This is a genomic window from Streptosporangium sp. DT93 (assembly GCF_049844535.1).
Classification (GTDB): Bacteria; Actinomycetota; Actinomycetes; order Streptosporangiales; family Streptosporangiaceae; genus Streptosporangium.
In genome coordinates this window covers 537,326-553,891 of sequence record NZ_JBNCLF010000003.1, presented here as the reverse complement: position 1 = coordinate 553,891, position 16,566 = coordinate 537,326, and the positions used below count along the sequence as shown (strand labels likewise).

The window sequence follows — 16,566 nt, the reverse complement described above, 5'->3', positions numbered from 1 at the left end:
CTCGAGCCGTCCTTCCGGGCCGTCGTCGTGAACCGCCTCGCGGACCGGCGTCCCGGACCGCCGGCGTGAGCCGTGTCGTGGGCCGGTGCCGTGCGACGCCGGCACGGGCCGGCGTCGCGGGACGTCGTCACGCGTCGCGGTCGCGTCGTGCCCAGGCCTTCCGGATCCCCGCCCGCCAGGCCTGGTAGTCCTCACCGCTGTAGGCGTTGTGACCCAGCGCCACGAGGGCGCTGTCCGTCCAGTCCGCGGCCTCGTCCACCTCGGTCCCGCACAGTACGGGGGCGGCGGCGACGGTGTGGTCGGGGACGACGCCCGAGATCAGCCGGAAGGCGCAGGCGAAGGCCGCGCCCTGGGCGAGGTGGGCGCGGAAGCCGTCCCCGGACGCGGCGGAGGCCAGCCGTTCCAGGTCCGCGGGGCTCGCGCCCCCGACGTAGGTCGCGGCCAGGCCCACGCCGCTCCACAGGTCGGCGCGGCGGCCCGCGGGGAACTCGGCGATGCGCGGCGCGATGTCGTCCGCCCTCGCGCACTCGTGGAACCAGAGCATCCGTCCCAGGCCCTGGTCGAAGACGGCCCGCCGGGTCCGGTCCATGAGCCCGGCCGTGCGCTGGTGGCCCACCGTACGGTCGGAGCAGAAGAACCCCTGGTGGAACCCGAACCCGTCGTGGGCCAGCCAGCGCAGCAGCGGGTGGACCGAGCGGATGCCCCACATCGGCCGCAGCCGCATGCGGGCGTACGCCCGGCCGGTGCCCAGGTGGATCAGGTGCGGGTGGAGCAGTCCCTGCCCGCCCAGCAGTTCCCTGAGCCGCCGGCCTCCGGTGAGCGTGAGCACGTCGAGGGTCGCGCAGGCCGTGCCGGCGCCCTCGTACCCGAAACCGCGCAGGTCCTCGCGCAGGTCGTCGATCCGTCCCGGTTCCCCGGCGACCATCGCGTTGAAGCCGGTCGTGAACGACCGTTCCGCGTCCTCCAGCCGTTCACGGGCCGGTCCCAGCCGGAACCTGCGCGTCGCGAACCTCACCTGGCCCGGGTCCAGCCACAGCAGCCGGGTCATGCCCTTGGAGCGCGCCGGTACGGGCGCCGGCACCGCCAGCCGTGGCCCCGGCGCCCGCCCGGGGTCCGGCTCCGCCGGGGCCGGTGTCCGCGGGAGGGGGAGGGGCGGCACGAAGGAGGGGGGCGGGGCGGTGCCGGAGTCCGGAGGGCTCGCGGGGGCCGGAACGTCCGGCGCGGCCACGGTACGCGGGGTCGCCTCGGAGTCGGGAGGGCTCGCGGGGGCCGGGACGTCCGGCGCGGCCACGGTGCGCGGGGTCGCCTCGGAGACCGCGGGACCCGCCCCGGCGGGACCGTCCCCATCGCTCTGCGTTACCGTTCGAGTGCCCTCCGCATTACTCACGGACCCGAAGGTAGCCAGGCGCGATCAGCCCTTCAAGCACCGCGTTTCCGATTGCGGGCAAAGAAAACACCCGACGGTGCCGAAGGAGCGGCGTTCAGCCCCGGGAGCGGGCGTGGCTGCATCCGCAGGCGGCGGTGGGGCGGTCGTTCACGTACGCGCCCGCGTCGCGGAAGATCCCGGCCGCCCGGGTGTACCCGTTCAGCGCGTCGGCGGCGAGCACGACGGCCGCGGCGGTGTAGGCGGAGCGCTCGTGCGGGAACCACTTCTCGTTCACGAACTGCCAGCCGGTCCAGTACGAGCCGTCCTCGTGCCGCAGGTGCTGCATGTCCGTGAAGAGCGCGCTCGCCCGTTCCCGGTCGCCGAGGGCGTCCAGCGCGAGCACCAGCTCGCACGTCTCGGCGCCGGTGACCCACGGCTGGTCGGAGACGCAGCGGATGCCGAGCCCGGGCTCGACGAAGGTGTCCCACTCCTCGGCCAGCCGCGCCTCGGCGGCCGGGCCGCGTACCGCGCCGCCCAGGATCGGGTAGTACCAGTCCATCGAGAACCGGCTCTTGTCGGCGAACGCCTCGGGGTGCGCGGCGAGCACGTGGCCGAGCTGGTCGGCGGCCAGCTCCCAGTCCGGCTGAGGGTCGCCCAGGTGCTCGCCCAGCAGCACGCCGCAGCGCAGGCCCTGGTGGATGGAGGCGCACCCGGTCAGCAGGGCGTACGCCGCGGGACGGCCGTCCGCGGCGCGCTCCCAGACGATCTCGCCGCGGGTGGTCTGCAGGCCGACCACGAAGTCCAGCGCGGCCCGCACGACGGGCCACATCCGGCGGGTGAAGTCCTCGTCGCCGGTCACCAGCAGCTCGTGCCAGACCCCGACCGCGACGTAGGCGGCGTGGTTGGACTCCCCGCCCCGCTCGACGGCCTCGCCCCCGACCAGTTTCATCGGCCAGGAACCGTCGTCCCGCTGGGTGCGGGCCAGCCAGTCGTAGCCCCGGCGCGCGGGATCGGTCAGCCCGGCCACGCTCATCGCCATCAGGCACTCGACGTGGTTCCAGGCGTCCACGTGACCCTCGGGCCAGGGGACGCCGCCGTCGGCCTCCTGTACGGCCGCGATGCTCCGGGCGGTCTGGACGACCCGCTCCCACTCCATCAGGTCGCTCACCGCTCCTCGATCGCCGCGCGGGCCGCGCCGTTCCCCGCGGGACCCGCGTGCTCGCCGCGCCGGGTCCCGTACGGGAAGGTCATGCCGGCTTCCGGACGTAGAGGACCACGCTCTTGCCGATGAGCGGGTTGAGGACCGCCTCGGCGATCCGGGTGGCCGCGGGGCGCTTCATGATGTCCCAGACCAGCAGCTCGTGGTAGGCCTTGGCCAGCGGGTGCTCGTCGTTGTTCACCCCGACCGCGCACTTGATCCACCAGTACGGCGCGTGCAGGCCGTGGGCGTGGTGGTGGGGCCCGACGGCGAAGCCCGTCGACTTGAGCTTCGCGGTGAGCTCGGCCAGCGTGTAGATGCGGACGTGCCCGCCGGGGGCGGTGTGGTAGGCCTCGTCGAGCGCCCAGCAGATCCGCTCCGGCAGGAAGCTCGGCACCGTGACGGCCGCCCGGCCGCCCGGCTTGAGCACCCGGAAGATCTCCCGCATCGCCGCCATGTCGTCGGGGATGTGCTCCAGCACCTCCGCCGCGATCACCCGGTCGAAGCTGCCGTCCTCGAACGGCATGTCCAGCGCGTCGCCCGTCACGGTCTCGCCGGTCGCCTCGGGCGGCACCTCCCCGGCCTTGTCCATCGCGGCGAACATGGTCGCCACGCCCTCCAGCTCGCCCGCGTCCATGTCGAAGGCCACCACGTCGGCGCCGCGCCGCAGCACCTCGAAGGCGTGGCGTCCGGCGCCGCATCCCAGGTCCAGGACCCGGTTCCCGGGTCCCACGGGCAAGCGGTCGAAGTCGACGGTCAGCACTGGCCGCTCCTTGTGAAGGGGATCGTCACGAGAGGTCGCTCACGTGGCCCGGCGGGCCCGGACGGCCTCGTGGTAGGCCTCCACGGTCCGCTGGGCGACGACGTTCCAGGTGTAGCGCTCCATGACCCGGTCGTACCCCTTGCGGCCCACCGCGGCACGCTCCTCGGGGGAGTCGTGCAGCCGGCGCAGCACCGCGGCCAGCTCCTCGGGGTCGCCCGGGGCGACCTGCACGGCGGCGTCGCCGACGACCTCGGGCAGCGCGCCGGTGCGGCTGGCGACCAGCGGGGTGCCGCAGGCCATGTGCTCGACGGCGGGCAGCGAGAAGCCCTCGTACAGGGAGGGCACGACCGAGATCTCCGAGGTGGCGATCAGCTCGCCCAGCTCGGTGTCGGAGATGCCGTGCACGAACCGGACGCGGTCCTGCAGCGCCAGCTCGGCGACGAGCTTCTCGGTGGGGCCGCCCGGGGTGGGCCTGCTGACCACGGTCAGGTTGACGTCGCGCTCGGTGGCGAGCTTGGCCACCGCCCGCAGCAGCGTCGAGACGCCCTTCATCGGGGAGTCGGCGCTGGCGACGGCCACGATGGACCCGGGCCGCCTGGGCATCTCGGGGCGCGGGTGGAAGTAGCGGGTGTCGACGCCCAGCGGGATGAGCCGCATGTTCTTCTGCGGCACGTTGAAGTCGCGGTGGATGTCGGCGAGGGAGGACTCGCTGACGGTCAGGATGGGGTTGAGCCTGGGGGCGACCTTGGCCTGCATGCGGACGAAGCCGTACCAGCGGCGCATCGAGAGCTTCTTGCGCAGCGGGGCGGCCTTCAGCTCGATGCGGCGGTCCACGCTGATCGGGTGGTGGATGGTCCCGACCACCGGGAACAGCTTCTGGATGCCCAGCAGGCCGTAGCCGAGGGTCTGGTTGTCCTGGACGACGTCGAAGTCGCCGACACGCTTCTTCAGCTCCCTGTACGCCCGCAGGCTGAAGGTCAGCGGCTCGGGGAAGCCCGCGGTCCACATCGTCCCGACCTCCAGGAGGTCGATCCAGTCGCGGTACTCGCGCAGGCCGGGGGTGCGGAACGGGTCCTCGTCGCGGTACAGGTCGAGGCTGGGGACCTTGGTGAGGACGACGCCCTCGTCCAGCTCCGGGTAGGGCTGTCCTGAGAAGACCTCCACGCTGTGCCCGAGGGCGACCAGCTCGCGGCTGAGGTGGCGCAGGTAGACGCCCTGCCCGCCGCAGGTCGGTTTGCTGCGGTACGACAGCAGCGCGACCCGCAGTGATTCAGCACCCGGCACGGCGACCCCCCTATCCCTCCTGTCCGAAAAGGGACAGGTACCGTGAAAGATGACCTTAGTCCTCGGACCTTACCATTCAGCAGCTCTGTTATACCTGATGTGGAATTGTTCTCAGCGGCCGCCCTACCGCGTGCGAGCTGGGCGGTTAACGTTACCGAACGTAGTTCTGTGCAACGTGTTCTAGGTCCGCGGGGAGGCGCTTGGTGCCCGCCTGGGGGTCTGAGGGTACATTCGCCAATCAAACGGCATGAGACCGCACAGGTCCCGCCCCCGCAAGCGAGGAGGACGCGTTGGCCAGGCGCGCACTGATCACCGGCATCACCGGGCAGGACGGCTCCTACCTGGCCGAGTGCCTGCTGAACCAGGGGTACGAGGTCTCCGGCCTCGCCCGTGGGCAGGCCAACCCGCGCGTCTCGCGGCTCCGCAAGCTCCTCCAGGACGTCCAGCTCGTCCGCGGGGACCTGCTCGACCAGGGATCGCTGATCTCCGCCGTGGAGAAGGTCCAGCCCGACGAGGTCTACAACCTGGGCGCCATCTCGTTCGTCCCCATGTCGTGGGAGCAGGCCGAGCTCACCGCCGAGGTGACCGGCATGGGCGTGCTGCGCATGCTGGAGGCCATCCGGGTCTGCTCCGGGATCTCCTCCTCGCGCACGGTGGCCGGGTCGGACCAGATCCGGTTCTACCAGGCGTCCTCGTCGGAGATGTTCGGACAGGTCCGGGAGACCCCGCAGACCGAGATCACCCCCTTCCACCCCCGCTCGCCGTACGGGGTGGCCAAGGCCTACGGGCACTTCCTGACCCAGAACTACCGCGAGTCGTACGGCATGTACGCGGTGTCGGGGATCCTGTTCAACCACGAGTCGCCACGCAGGGGCGCCGAGTTCGTCACCCGCAAGGTCACCCTCGGCGTGGCCAGGATCAAGCTCGGTCTCGCCTCCGAGCTCCGCCTGGGCAACATGGAGGCCCGCAGGGACTGGGGGTTCGCCGGGGACTACGTCCGCGCGATGCACCTGATGCTCCAGGCGGAGACCCCCGAGGACTACGTGATCGGCACCGGCCGCACCCACACCGTCCGCGACCTCGTCCAGGCCGCCTTCACGGCCGCCGGTCTCGACTGGGAGCGCTACGTCGTCACCGACCGGACCCTGCACCGCCCGGCCGAGGTCGACCTGCTCTGCGCCGACCCGAAGAAGGCCCGCGTCCAGCTCGGCTGGGAGCCCACGGTGGCCTTCGAGGAGCTCGTCGCGATGATGGTCGAGGCGGACGTCAAGCTGCTCACCGAGGGCGGCGACCCCGACCAGGACTCCTCCTGGCCCTGACCGCGTCCGTCCGTCCCCGGCCCTGTCCGTACCAGGCCGTGCCGGGACGCCTCCGCCGGTGATCGCGCCTGTCAGGTGATCATGACGGGACTGCCCAGCGGGACGCGGGAGAGCAGCCGCAGCGCGGCCGGGGGGACCCGGACGCAGCCGTGGCTCACCGCGCGGCCGAACGCGGCCCTGTCCGGCCAGCCGTGCAGGGCGATCGTCCCCGGCCCGCCCGCGAAGGTCTCCAGGGTGCCCGAGTGCGCGCCCAGCGCGAGGAAGAGCGGGCTGTAGGTCGCGGGGACCGGCGCGAGCGAGGCGAGCAGGAACGTCCGCCCCCGGGGCGTGGGGGTGCCAGGCGCCCCCACCGCCACCGGCCACGACCCCGCCTCGCGGTCGCCCCGGAACACGGTGAGCCTGCGCGCGGCCAGCTCGACCTCCACCCGGTACCCGCTCCGGACGACGCGCAGCCCCCCGCCCCCGGTGTGCAGCCAGCCGGTGGACCGGTTCGGCCGGCTCGGCAGCAGCACCCGGTCCCAGCCGGGAAGCCTCTCCACCACCGGCACCCAGGTCGGGCCCGAGAGCTGGGTGCGCGGCAGCACCGCCACGGGCGGCCCGCCGGGACGGGCGTAGACCACCCGGTCCCGCCGGGGGTGGACGACCGGCCCGTCGACGGGCCGGAACGGATCGGGGTCGCGAGGGACCCGCCGCAGCGTCGCGTACGTCGTGGCGTCCGGCAGCCGGGCCATCCGTGCCGCCGACACCGGGACCGGCGCGATCCTCTCCCCGGCGGGCTCGCGCGGCGCGGCGCTGAGCATGGGGGTCGGCGCGGGGACGGGCGGTCCGGTGGGCGCGGGCGTCCCCGCCGCGCAGGAGGCGAGCAGCTGCGCGCAGAGCGGCACCGCGCCGAGCGGCACCAGCAGGCGGAGCGGCCGCGACCGGGACGGTCGTGAGGCGGGTGGGCCCGCCGGAGCCGTGAGCCGTTTCACCATCGTGGACGCGTCCCCCCGCCGCCTCGGATCACATCGTCCCGGAGCGCGCCTTCCGGGACGAGGCGGCCGGGTTTGCGATCTCCCGTCCCCGCATGGACTCGATGCCCGCTGGGAGGCGCCGGGTCGCCCAAGGTTCGTTGAAGGCTCGGTCCGGTTCCGGCCCGGATCGCGGGCGGTCGTCCTGCAAGACGAGACGTAGCGTCTTGACAGTGGGCGAGAGGCCGGTGCATGCTTGGGCTCATCGCGAGACGATGCGTCTCGCCAAAGAGACCCCTACCCCGGAGGAACGCATGACCCGCCGCCGCGCCCATATCGCCATGGTCAGCATCCCCGCCCCGGGCCACGTGAACCCGAGCATCGAGGTGATCAGGGAACTGGCCGCCCGGGGTCACCGGGTGACCTACGCCAACGACCCCTCCTACGCCGGGATCGTCGCCGAGGCCGGGGCCGAACCGGTGCTCTACGACTCGCTCCTGCCCAAGGTGGACTCCGGCACCTGGCCCGAGGACGCGATCGGCCAGCTCGACCTCTTCCTGCGCGACGCCATGGCGATGCTGCCGACGCTGCGCGCCGCGTACGAGGACGACCGTCCCGACCTGTTCCTCTACGACATCGGCGGGTACGCCGTGCGGGTGCTCGCGGAGAACTGGGGGATCCCGCTGATGCAGCTCTCGCCGACGTACGTGGCCTGGGAGGGCTACCGCGAGGACATGGCGCCGATGATCGAGGAGCTCGGGAAGGCCCCGGGCGGCGCCGAGCACTACCGGCGGTTCGACGAGTGGCTGTCGGCGAGCGGCGTCGGCCACCTCGACTCCCACGAGTTCTCCGGGCGCCCGCCCCGGGCGCTGGCGCTCATCCCGAAGGTCATGCAGCCCAACGCGGACCGGGTCGACCCCGCCAGGATCACCTTCACCGGGCCGTGCTTCTCGGTGCGGCCCCGCCAGGAGCCCTGGAAGCGCCCCGAGGGGGCCGGGAAGGTGCTGCTCGTCTCGCTCGGATCCACCTTCACCGACGTGCCCGACTTCTACCGCGCCTGCCTGGCGGCCTTCGGCGACCTGCCCGGCTGGCACGTGGTGCTGCAGATCGGCAGGCACATCGACCTCGAAGGGCTCGGCGAGATCCCCTCCAACGTCGAGGTGCACCGCTGGGTGTCGCAGCTGTCGATCCTGGAACAGGCCGACGCGTTCGTCACCCACGCGGGCATGGGCGGCACCCAGGAGGGCCTGTACTGCGGGGTCCCGATGATCGCCGTTCCCCAGGCCGCCGACCAGTTCGGCAACGCCGACAGGCTCGTGGAGCTCGGTGTCGGCCGCCGGGTCGACACCGCGGAGGCCACCCCCGAGACGCTGCGCACGGCCCTGCTCGACCTCACCGGCGACCCGGAGGTCGCCGCGCGGCTGGCCGCGATCCAGGCCGAGGCCCGCGCGGAGGGCGGCACCCCCCGCGCGGTCGCCCTGATCGAGGACATGCTGGCGGAGGCCCCGTCCCGGCGGGGATGACTCCGGCCCGGGACCGGGCCCCGGTTCTCCCGGGCGTCACGTCCCTCCGAAGCCGGCCCCGCCCCCGGAGGGCGTCACGCCCTCCCGGGACCGGACCGTGGCCCTGCCGGGCGTCACGGGACCCCGCCCCGGAGGACGTCGCCGCTCCCGGCCGGGATCAGCTCAGGTTGACCGGCAGGTCCTTGATGCCGTTGATGAAGTTGGAGCGCAGACGGCGGGCCGGGCCCGCCTGCTCCAGCTTCGGCAGCCGCTCGGCCAGCACCTCGAAGAGCACCCGCAGCTCCAGCTTGGCCAGGTGGTTGCCGAGGCAGAAGTGGGCCCCGCCGCCACCGAAGCCGATCTGCGGGTTGGGGTCGCGGCCGATGTCGAAGGTGTCCGGGTCGGCGAACACGTCCTCGTCGCGGTTGGCGGAGCTGTAGAAGACGACGATCTTGTCGTCCTCCTTGACCTCCTGCCCGCCGATGACCGTGTCGGCGGTGGCCGTACGGCGGAAGAGGTTCACCGGGGAGACCCAGCGGACGATCTCGTCGGCGGCGGTGCCTGCGAGCGAGGGGTCGGCGACCAGGCGCTGCCACTGCTCGGGGTGCTCGAAGAGGGCCAGCATGCCGCCGGAGGCGGCGTTGCGGGTCGTCTCGTTGCCCGCCACCACGAGCAGCAGCACGAAGAGGTCGAACTCCTCCTCGGTGAGCGTGTCCCCGGCCGCGTCGGGCATGATCAGCTTGGTGACGATGTCCTCGCGGGGCTGCCGGCGCCGCTCGGCGGCCAGCTCGTTGGCGTAGGCGTAGACCTCACCGGCCGCGTTCGGGCCCTCGGCGGGATCGGCCGCGTAGTCCGGGTCCTCGGACCCGATCATCTGGTTGGACCAGTTGAAGAGCTTGTCGCGGTCCTCGGGCGGGGCGCCGAGCAGCTCGCAGATCACGTACAGCGGCAGCGGGGCCGAGATGTCGCGGACGAAGTCGACCGAGTCGCGCCCCTTGGCCTCGTCCACGAGCTGGTGGCAGATCTCGCGGATGTGCCCCTCCAGGGCGCCCATCATGCGCGGGGTGAAGCCCCGGTTGACCAGGGAGCGGCGCCGGGTGTGCTCCGGCGGGTCCTGGTTGAGCATCATCAGCCGCTGCAGCGCGCGCTGGTCCTCGGGGATCTCGTTGAAGAGCGCGAGCTTCCTGCTGGAGGAGAACAGGTCGGAGCGGCGGGAGATGTGCACCACGTCGGCGTGCTTGGTGACCGCCCAGAAACCGGGCCAGTCCCGCTCGGAGTCACCCGGGTGCGCGTAGACCGGCGCGTTGGCGCGGAGCCAGGCGAGCTGGTCGTACGGGGCGCCGTTCCGCCAGTAGAAGTCCTGGTCGACCAGGTTGATGTCCATCGGTCCTCCTGCGCGAGCCGGATCGGCGTTCTCGTGACGGCGCTCGGGCCGGGTGACCCGCGGGCGCGGATGACGTGCCCTCCGTCCGGGCGACGTACCCTCCCGTCCGGGCGGCTCGTTCCTCGCGGGACGGTCGTCGCGGACGCGGCGGCCGCCGGGACTCCCCTTCGCCGCCGGGCACGCCGGACCACCAAGCGTTCGAGCTTACGCTTGGTACGATACCTTTCTGAAACGTGTTCTATTACGCGGCGGGGGACCCGTCAACCCGGTGCGCACCGGCGGTGACGGCGCGGGACTCCCCGGCGGTGACGATGTAGGTCTCCCCGGCGCGGGCGTCGACGACGAGCACGTCCTCCGCCCGGGTCGTGCCGGGCGTCCCGCCCGCCGCGTCCCGTACCCGGTGGGGGCCGGCGATCATGGCCGCGCGGACCCTGATCGGGCCGGTTGCCCCCGCGCGCAGGACGATCCGCGTGGCCGCGCCGCCGGTCCAGGAGACGTCCACGGTCACGCCTCCCCGGGCGCGCAGGCCGGTGACCGAGCCGTCCGGCCAGGCGGCCGGCAACGCGGGCAGCACGTGGACCGTGCCGTGCGCGCTCTGCAGCAGCATCTCCGCCATGCCGGCGACGGCGCCGAGGTTGCCGTCGATCTGGAACGGCGGGTGGGTGTCCCACAGGTTGTCGAGAGTGGAGTCCCTCAGCTGCCCGGCGAGCGTCAGGTGGGCGTGGTCGCCGTCCAGCAGGCGCGCCCAGAAGCCGATCTTCCACGCCTTGCTCCAGCCGGTGCCGCCGTCGCCCCGCGCGACGAGCGAGACCCTGGCCGCCTCCGCCTCCGGAGTGCCCGCCGTCACCTGCGACCCCGGGTGCAGGGCGTACAGGTGCGACAGGTGCCGGTGGGTGTCGCCGGGGTCGTCCCAGTCGTCCTTCCACTCCTGCAACTGCCCCCAGGACCCGATCCGGACCCCCGGGTCGAGCCTGGCCAGCGCGTCCGCCAGCTCCGCCCGGAAGGCCGGGTCGTCCCCCAGCGTCCGGGCCGCCTCCAGGGTGTTGGTCAGCACGTCGAAGACGATCTGCTGGGACATGGCGGCGCCCGCGGAGAAGTCGCCGTGCTCGGGGGAGTAGCTCGGCGAGGCCACCAGCGTGCCGTCGCGCGGGTCGACGTGCAGGGTGTCCAGCCAGAACACCGCCGCCTCCCGCATCACCGGGTACGCGGCCTCGCGCAGGTAGGACAGGTCGCCGCCGAACAGGTAGTGCTCGTACAGCCGCCGCGTCAGCCAGGCCGCCGCCTCCGGGAACCAGAACGCGGTGGGCCAGTCGTGCACGCCGGTGAAACCGAACGGGGTGGTCTCGTCGTGCACCACCCAGCCGCGCACGCCGAACATCCGCCGCGCGCTCTCCCGGCCGGGCGCGACCAGCGAGGCGACGAAGCGGTCGTAGGGCTCGGCGGTCTCCGCGAGGCCGGTCTGCTCGGCGAGCCAGTAGTTCATCTGCAGGTTGATGTTGACGTGGTAGTCGGCCGACCAGGGAGGGGTCGTCGAGTCGTTCCACACCCCCTGGAGGTTGGCCGGGAGCGACCCCCGCCGGGAGGAGGCGATGAGCAGGTAGCGGCCGTAGGCGAAGAACAACGCCTCCAGCGCCCGGTCCGCGGCCGAGGGGCCCCCGGTGTAGGCGGCACGCAGCCTGTCGGTCGGGACGACCGGGACGACCGAAGCGGCTTCGATGGCCGGGTCCGGATCCTCCGGAGCGGCCGGGGCCCGGCGTCCGAGGGTCAGCACGACCCGGTCGAACAGCTCCCGGTGGTCGGCCCGGTGGGCGGCCCTGAGCCGCTCGTAGGACGTGCCGGCCGCCTCGTCCACCGTCGCGGTGACCCGTGCGCGCGGGTCGTCGCCCCGGTAGCCGGGGTGGACGTCGGCGTAGTCGGTGCCCGCCGACAGCACGAACACCGCGCTGTCGGCGCCCTCGACGGTGACGTGCCCGGCGCCGTCGGCACGGGTCCCGCCGCAGGCGACGACCTGGACCTGCGCCTCGAACCTCATGCGGTTGTCGGCGAGCGCCCCCCGCAGGGTCAGGCGGCCGGCGGAGACCGTGACCCGGCCGCCGGGGTGCGGGCAGGACATGCGCAGCGTGAACGAGACCCGGCCCGGCCGGTCGGCGGAGATGCGGCCGACGACCACGTCGCCGGGATGGGAGGCGAAGTACTCGCGCAGGTGCCCCACCCCTCCGGCGGTGTAGCCGACCCTGGCCACGGCCTCCCCGAGATCCAGCTCCCGCCGATACCCGCTCACCCCCGCCGTGCCCGTCCCCCCGCCGGCCACCCCGCCCACCCCGCTCGCCTCGGGCAACTCGGGCAGGTCGAGCCAGAGGTCGCCGAAGGGCTGGTAGGCGCCGTACCCCCGCCGGGGCTGCCCGAGCAGGGCGGCCACCGCCTCGGGGGACATCCTGCCCTCGGCGTCGATGCGTGCCCTGACCTCGGCGAGCGCCCCGGGCCGTGGACGGGCCCGGTTCCCGTGGTCGTGACCCTCGGAGCCGGGGCCGCCGGTCCACAGGGACTTCTCGTTGAACTGGATCCGTTCGCGGCCGACGCCGCCGAACACCATGGCGCCCAGCGCGCCGTTGCCGATCGGCAGCGCCTGGGTCTCCCAGTCGGTCGCCGGGGCGTCGTACCGGAGGGTCGGGTCGGGGCTCTGTGGCGTCGTCACGGTCGTTCACAACTCCGATGGTCCTTACGGCCCTGCGACGGGCATGGTCCCGCAGGGGAGGCTGAAACCGTGGTGCGACAGGAGTCGTCCTCCGATGTTTGGCGGCGATCGATCCTCTCAGATCTCGCCCCCGCCCCGGAAGGGGGCCCGGCGATCCCCGCGTTCCCCTCCGGGGGGACGTCCGCCGAACGAAGGTCACGATCCGGCGGTGATCCGGATCTACCCGGTTCATCTGCGGCTTCGCCCGGGTAACGGATCGGATGTGCAGGCCCGTGAAGGGTTGACGCGACCCCTGAACGTCGTCCAGCATCACGGGAGAAGACATCGGATGTATCAACGGCATCGACGAAGGGTGCGGTGTGAAGCTGCTGCGCGTGGGGTCCGCCGGTCAGGAGCGGCCGGCCGTCCTGGACGAGGCCGGTGATCTCCGTGAGATCCCGGAGCCCGAGATCGACGGGGCGTTCCTCGCCTCCGGGGGCGTGGCCCGCGTCCGCGCGGCGCTGGAGCGGGGCGAACTCCCCGTGCTGGAGGCCGAGGGGCTGCGGATCGGCGCCCCGATCGCCCGGCCGGGAAAGATCGTGTGCATCGGCCTCAACTACCGTGACCACGCCGCCGAGACGAACGCCGCGATCCCGGCCGAGCCGATCGTCTTCATGAAGGCCCCCAACACGGTGATCGGCCCGTACGACGAGGTGCTCATCCCCAGGAACAGCGTGAAGACCGACGGGGAGGTCGAACTGGCCATCGTGATCGGCGAGACGGCGCGCTACGTCGAGACGCACGAGGAGGCGCTGTCCAAGATCGCCGGGTACGCCGTCTCCAACGACGTCTCCGAGCGCGAGTTCCAGCTGGAGCGCGGCGGCCAGTGGGACAAGGGCAAGTCGTGCGAGACCTTCAACCCGCTCGGCCCCTGGCTGGTGACCGCCGACGAGATCGCCGACCCGCAGGCCCTCGGCCTTCGCCTGTGGGTGGACGGCGCCCGGCACCAGGACGGCGGCACCCAGAACATGATCTTCGCCGTGGCGGAGATCGTCCGCTACCTGAGCCGGTTCATGGTCCTCGAACCCGGCGACCTGATCAACACCGGCACCCCGGCGGGCGTCGCCCTCGGCCTGCCCGGCAACCCGTACCTGCGCGCGGGCCAGGTCATGGAGCTGGAGATCGACGGCCTGGGCCGCCAGCGGCAGACCGTGGGACAGGCATGAGCGAGCTGACCGCCCCCGGCACCGCCCTGCCCTCGGTAACGACCCGGTGACGGTCCCGGTCGCCGGCACCGCCCCGGCCACCATCCCGGTCCCCGCCACAGCCCCTGCCGGGAGCGGCGTGTACCGCGTCGTCTCGATGCGCACCCACGACATCCGCTTCCCCACCTCGCTGGAGCTCGACGGCTCCGACGCGATGAACCCCGACCCCGACTACTCGGCCGCCTACGTCGTGCTGAGCACCGACGACGGTTTCGAGGGCCACGGCTTCGCGTTCACCATCGGGCGCGGCAACGAGGTGCAGACCGCCGCGATCAGGGTGCTGGAGCCGTACGTGCTCGGCAGGGACGCCGAGAACATGGGCACGCTCTGGAAGGACATGGTCCACGACTCCCAGCTCCGCTGGCTCGGCCCGGAGAAGGGCGTCATGCACATGGCGATCTCCGCCGTGGTGAACGCGCTCTGGGACCTCAAGGCCAAGCGGGCGGGAAAGCCGCTCTGGCTGCTGCCGGCCGAGATGTCACCCGAGGAGTTCGTCGCCCTGGTCGACTTCCGCTACCTCACCGACGCCCTCACCCCGGAGGAGGCGCTGGCCATCCTGCGCGCGGCCGAACCCGGCAGGCGCGGGCGGATCGCCCACCTGCGCGAGCACGGCTACCCGGCCTACACCACCTCGCCCGGCTGGCTCGGCGACGACGACAAGCTGCGCCGCCTGTGCCGCGAGGCGATCTCGTCCGTGCAGATCGACGCGGCCCGCGTCGCGGGCGTCAACGAGAACGTCGCGATCCTGCTGCTGGCCGCCAGGTTCGGCGTCCCGGTCTGCCCGCACGCGGGCGGGGTGGGCCTGTGCGAGCTGGTGCAGCACCTGTCGATGTTCGACTACGTCGCGGTGAGCGGTTCGACGGAGAACCGGGTGATCGAGTACGTCGACCACCTGCGCGAGCACTTCGCCGACCCCGTGGTGATCGAGAACGGCGCCTACGTCGCGCCGAGCCTGCCCGGCTTCGGCGCCACCATGCACGCCTCGTCGATCGCCGACCACAGCTATCCTGACGGCCCGGTATGGAGGTCCCTCAATGGGTGAGTTCGACGGCCTGCGCGCCCTGGTCACCGGCGCCGGCTCCGGCATCGGCCTGGCCACCGCCACCCTGCTGGCCGAACGGGGCGCAGGGGTGGCCTCGCTGGACGTCAACGCCTCCGGCGGCCCGTTCGTCGAGGTCACCGCGGACGTCACCGACGACGCCGCGGTCCGCGCCGCCGTCGCCGAGGCCGCCGGACGGCTCGGCGGCCTGGACGTCCTGGTCAACAACGCGGGCATCGGCGCCGCCGGTACGGTCGAGGACAACCCGGACGAGGAGTGGCTCAAGGTCCTGGACGTCAACCTCCTGGGCCTCGTCCGGGTCACCCGGGCGGCCCTGCCGTACCTGCGCCGCTCGGAGCACGCCGCGATCGTCAACACCTGCTCGATCGCGGCGACGGCCGGCCTTCCCCAGCGGGCGCTCTACAGCGCGTCCAAGGGGGCCATCCAGTCGCTGACCCTGGCGATGGCGGCCGACCACGTCCACGAGGGGATCCGCGTCAACTGCGTCAACCCCGGCACCGCCGACACCCCCTGGGTGCAGCGCCTGCTGGCGGCGGCCGACGACCCGGCCGCCGAACGGGCGGCGCTGGAGGACCGGCAGCCCATGGGGCGCCTGGTGGGCGCCGAGGAGGTCGCCGCGGCCGTCGCCTACCTGGCGAGCCCGCTCGCGGCGTCCACCACCGGGACCGTCCTGGCCGTCGACGGCGGCATGCAGGGCCTGCGGCTCCGGCCCAGGACCTGACCCGCTCCCCTCCCGCCTCCGAACGCGGGAGGACGTGGGAGGGCGCGGACCACGCCGGCCCGGGAGCGTGAGACGGTACCGGGGATCGCCTCCGTACCGGAGGCACCCTGTGCAGAACGGAGTGGCCGGTGCAGGTCAGCAGGTACGGCTTCGGTGCGGCCCCGATCGGGAACCTGTTCTCTCCCGTCGGTGAGGACGAGGCGCGGGCCGCGGTGGACGCGGCCTACGAGGCGGGGATCCGCCTGTTCGACACCGCGCCCCACTACGGGCTCGGCCTGTCGGAACGGCGGCTCGGCGCCGCCCTCGCCGGCCGTCCCCGCGACTCCTACACCCTGTCGACCAAGGTCGGCCGCCTGATCGTCCCCGCGGACGGCGACGGCCCCTTCGGCCGGGACGACCAGGGCTTCGACGTCCCGGCCTCCTCGCGCCGGGTCTGGGACTTCTCCCGCGACGGGGTGCGGCGGTCGCTGGAGGAGAGCCTGGAGCGCCTCGGGCTGGAGTCGGCCGACCTCGTCCTGATCCACGACCCGGACGACCACTGGGAACAGGCCGTCTCCGAGGCATACCCCGCGCTTGCTGAGCTGCGCGACGCGGGCGTCGTCAAGGCGATCGGGGTCGGGATGAACCAGACCGCGATGCTCGCCCGTTTCGTCCGCGAGACCGGCGTCGACCTGGTCATGCTCGCCGGGCGTTACACCCTCCTCGACCGGTCCGGGCAGGAGGAGCTGCTGCCGCTCTGCCAGGAGCGCGGCGTGTCGGTGCTGGCCGCCGGGGTGTTCAACAGCGGCCTGCTCGCCACCCACGACCCGTCGGGCACCTACGACTACGCTCCCGCCCCCGGCCCGTTGCTGGAGCGCGCCCGCCGCGTCGCCTCGGTCTGCGAACGCCACGGCGTCACGCTTCCGCAGGCCGCCCTGGCCTTCCCGCTGCGCCACCCGGCGGTCGTCTCCGTCGTGGTCGGCGCCCGCTCCGCCGACGAGGTCGTCCGCAACGCCGCCCTGACCGCCCGCCCGGTGCCCGAGGACCTGTGGTCCGACCTCGCCGCCGAGGGCCTGATCTCCTGACCGCCTCCCGTCGGGA

The 16,566-nt window shown here is 73.1% G+C and carries 13 protein-coding genes; 6 read left to right on the top strand and 7 right to left on the bottom strand.

The features are described from left to right. Positions 1–127: 127 nt before the first annotated feature. The 4 genes from ACLQ2R_RS10235 to ACLQ2R_RS10220 form a co-directional block, all read right to left on the bottom strand. Entirely contained in the window at positions 128–1,387 is a 1,260-nt protein-coding gene (locus ACLQ2R_RS10235) for a DUF1702 family protein (protein WP_425959135.1), read from the bottom strand. Positions 1,388–1,481: 94 nt separating this feature from the next. Further along, positions 1,482–2,534, bottom strand: coding sequence for a prenyltransferase (locus tag ACLQ2R_RS10230; RefSeq protein ID WP_425959134.1), 1,053 nt, complete (start codon positions 2,532–2,534; stop codon positions 1,482–1,484). A 79-nt stretch (positions 2,535–2,613) separates the two neighbouring features. Continuing rightward, positions 2,614–3,327: a class I SAM-dependent methyltransferase gene (locus ACLQ2R_RS10225; RefSeq protein WP_425959133.1), complete on the bottom strand. Its 714-nt coding sequence runs from the start codon at positions 3,325–3,327 to the stop codon at positions 2,614–2,616. 39 nt (positions 3,328–3,366) lie between these two features. Beyond that, on the bottom strand, positions 3,367–4,611 hold the full coding sequence (locus ACLQ2R_RS10220) for a glycosyltransferase family 4 protein (protein ID WP_425959132.1): 1,245 nt from the start codon (positions 4,609–4,611) through the stop codon (positions 3,367–3,369). A gap of 290 nt (positions 4,612–4,901) precedes the next feature. Here ACLQ2R_RS10220 and ACLQ2R_RS10215 point away from each other — a divergent pair, with 290 nt between their 5' ends. Further along, a complete protein-coding gene (locus tag ACLQ2R_RS10215; RefSeq protein ID WP_425959131.1) occupies positions 4,902–5,930 on the top strand; it encodes a GDP-mannose 4,6-dehydratase in 1,029 nt (342 codons plus the stop codon). Between the two features lie 71 nt (positions 5,931–6,001). Here ACLQ2R_RS10215 and ACLQ2R_RS10210 read toward each other — a convergent pair whose 3' ends face one another. Continuing rightward, positions 6,002–6,904, bottom strand: a complete 903-nt coding sequence (locus ACLQ2R_RS10210; protein ID WP_425959130.1) for a L,D-transpeptidase family protein — start codon at positions 6,902–6,904, stop codon at positions 6,002–6,004. A 251-nt stretch (positions 6,905–7,155) separates the two neighbouring features. Here ACLQ2R_RS10210 and ACLQ2R_RS10205 point away from each other — a divergent pair, with 251 nt between their 5' ends. After that, positions 7,156–8,403, top strand: a complete 1,248-nt coding sequence (locus tag ACLQ2R_RS10205; RefSeq protein WP_425959128.1) for a macrolide family glycosyltransferase — start codon at positions 7,156–7,158, stop codon at positions 8,401–8,403. A gap of 157 nt (positions 8,404–8,560) precedes the next feature. On the opposite strand, the gene ACLQ2R_RS10200 is transcribed toward ACLQ2R_RS10205, so the two are convergent. Both ACLQ2R_RS10200 and ACLQ2R_RS10195 read right to left on the bottom strand, forming a co-directional pair. Beyond that, positions 8,561–9,766, bottom strand: coding sequence for a cytochrome P450 (locus tag ACLQ2R_RS10200; RefSeq protein WP_425959127.1), 1,206 nt, complete (start codon positions 9,764–9,766; stop codon positions 8,561–8,563). 241 nt (positions 9,767–10,007) lie between these two features. Further along, a complete protein-coding gene (locus tag ACLQ2R_RS10195; protein ID WP_425959126.1) occupies positions 10,008–12,461 on the bottom strand; it encodes a glycosyl hydrolase family 95 catalytic domain-containing protein in 2,454 nt (817 codons plus the stop codon). A 359-nt stretch (positions 12,462–12,820) separates the two neighbouring features. Between ACLQ2R_RS10195 and ACLQ2R_RS10190 the strand changes: the two genes are divergently transcribed. The 4 genes from ACLQ2R_RS10190 to ACLQ2R_RS10175 all read left to right on the top strand — a co-directional run bounded on the left by ACLQ2R_RS10190 (position 12,821) and on the right by ACLQ2R_RS10175 (position 16,550). Further along, positions 12,821–13,666 (top strand): fumarylacetoacetate hydrolase family protein, encoded by an 846-nt coding sequence (locus ACLQ2R_RS10190; protein WP_425959125.1) that lies wholly within the window; start codon positions 12,821–12,823, stop codon positions 13,664–13,666. Between the two features lie 46 nt (positions 13,667–13,712). Further along, positions 13,713–14,747, top strand: a complete 1,035-nt coding sequence (locus ACLQ2R_RS10185; RefSeq protein ID WP_425959124.1) for an enolase C-terminal domain-like protein — start codon at positions 13,713–13,715, stop codon at positions 14,745–14,747. Continuing rightward, on the top strand, positions 14,740–15,486 hold the full coding sequence (locus ACLQ2R_RS10180; RefSeq protein WP_425959123.1) for an SDR family NAD(P)-dependent oxidoreductase: 747 nt from the start codon (positions 14,740–14,742) through the stop codon (positions 15,484–15,486). Before ACLQ2R_RS10185 ends, ACLQ2R_RS10180 begins: the two co-directional genes overlap by 8 nt. A gap of 128 nt (positions 15,487–15,614) precedes the next feature. Beyond that, complete coding sequence (locus tag ACLQ2R_RS10175) at positions 15,615–16,550, top strand: aldo/keto reductase (protein WP_425959122.1); 936 nt, start codon at positions 15,615–15,617, stop codon at positions 16,548–16,550. The last annotated feature ends 16 nt before the right edge of the window (positions 16,551–16,566 follow it).

Bases quoted from the DNA above. Each gene is read 5' to 3' on its own strand.
- ACLQ2R_RS10205 (WP_425959128.1), top strand. From the start codon at position 7,156: ATGCGTCTCGCCAAAGAGACCCCTACCCCGGAGGAACGCATGACCCGC.
- ACLQ2R_RS10210 (WP_425959130.1), bottom strand. From the start codon at position 6,904: ATGGTGAAACGGCTCACGGCTCCGGCGGGCCCACCCGCCTCACGACCG.
- ACLQ2R_RS10180 (WP_425959123.1), top strand. From the start codon at position 14,740: ATGGGTGAGTTCGACGGCCTGCGCGCCCTGGTCACCGGCGCCGGCTCC.
- ACLQ2R_RS10200 (WP_425959127.1), bottom strand. From the start codon at position 9,766: ATGGACATCAACCTGGTCGACCAGGACTTCTACTGGCGGAACGGCGCC.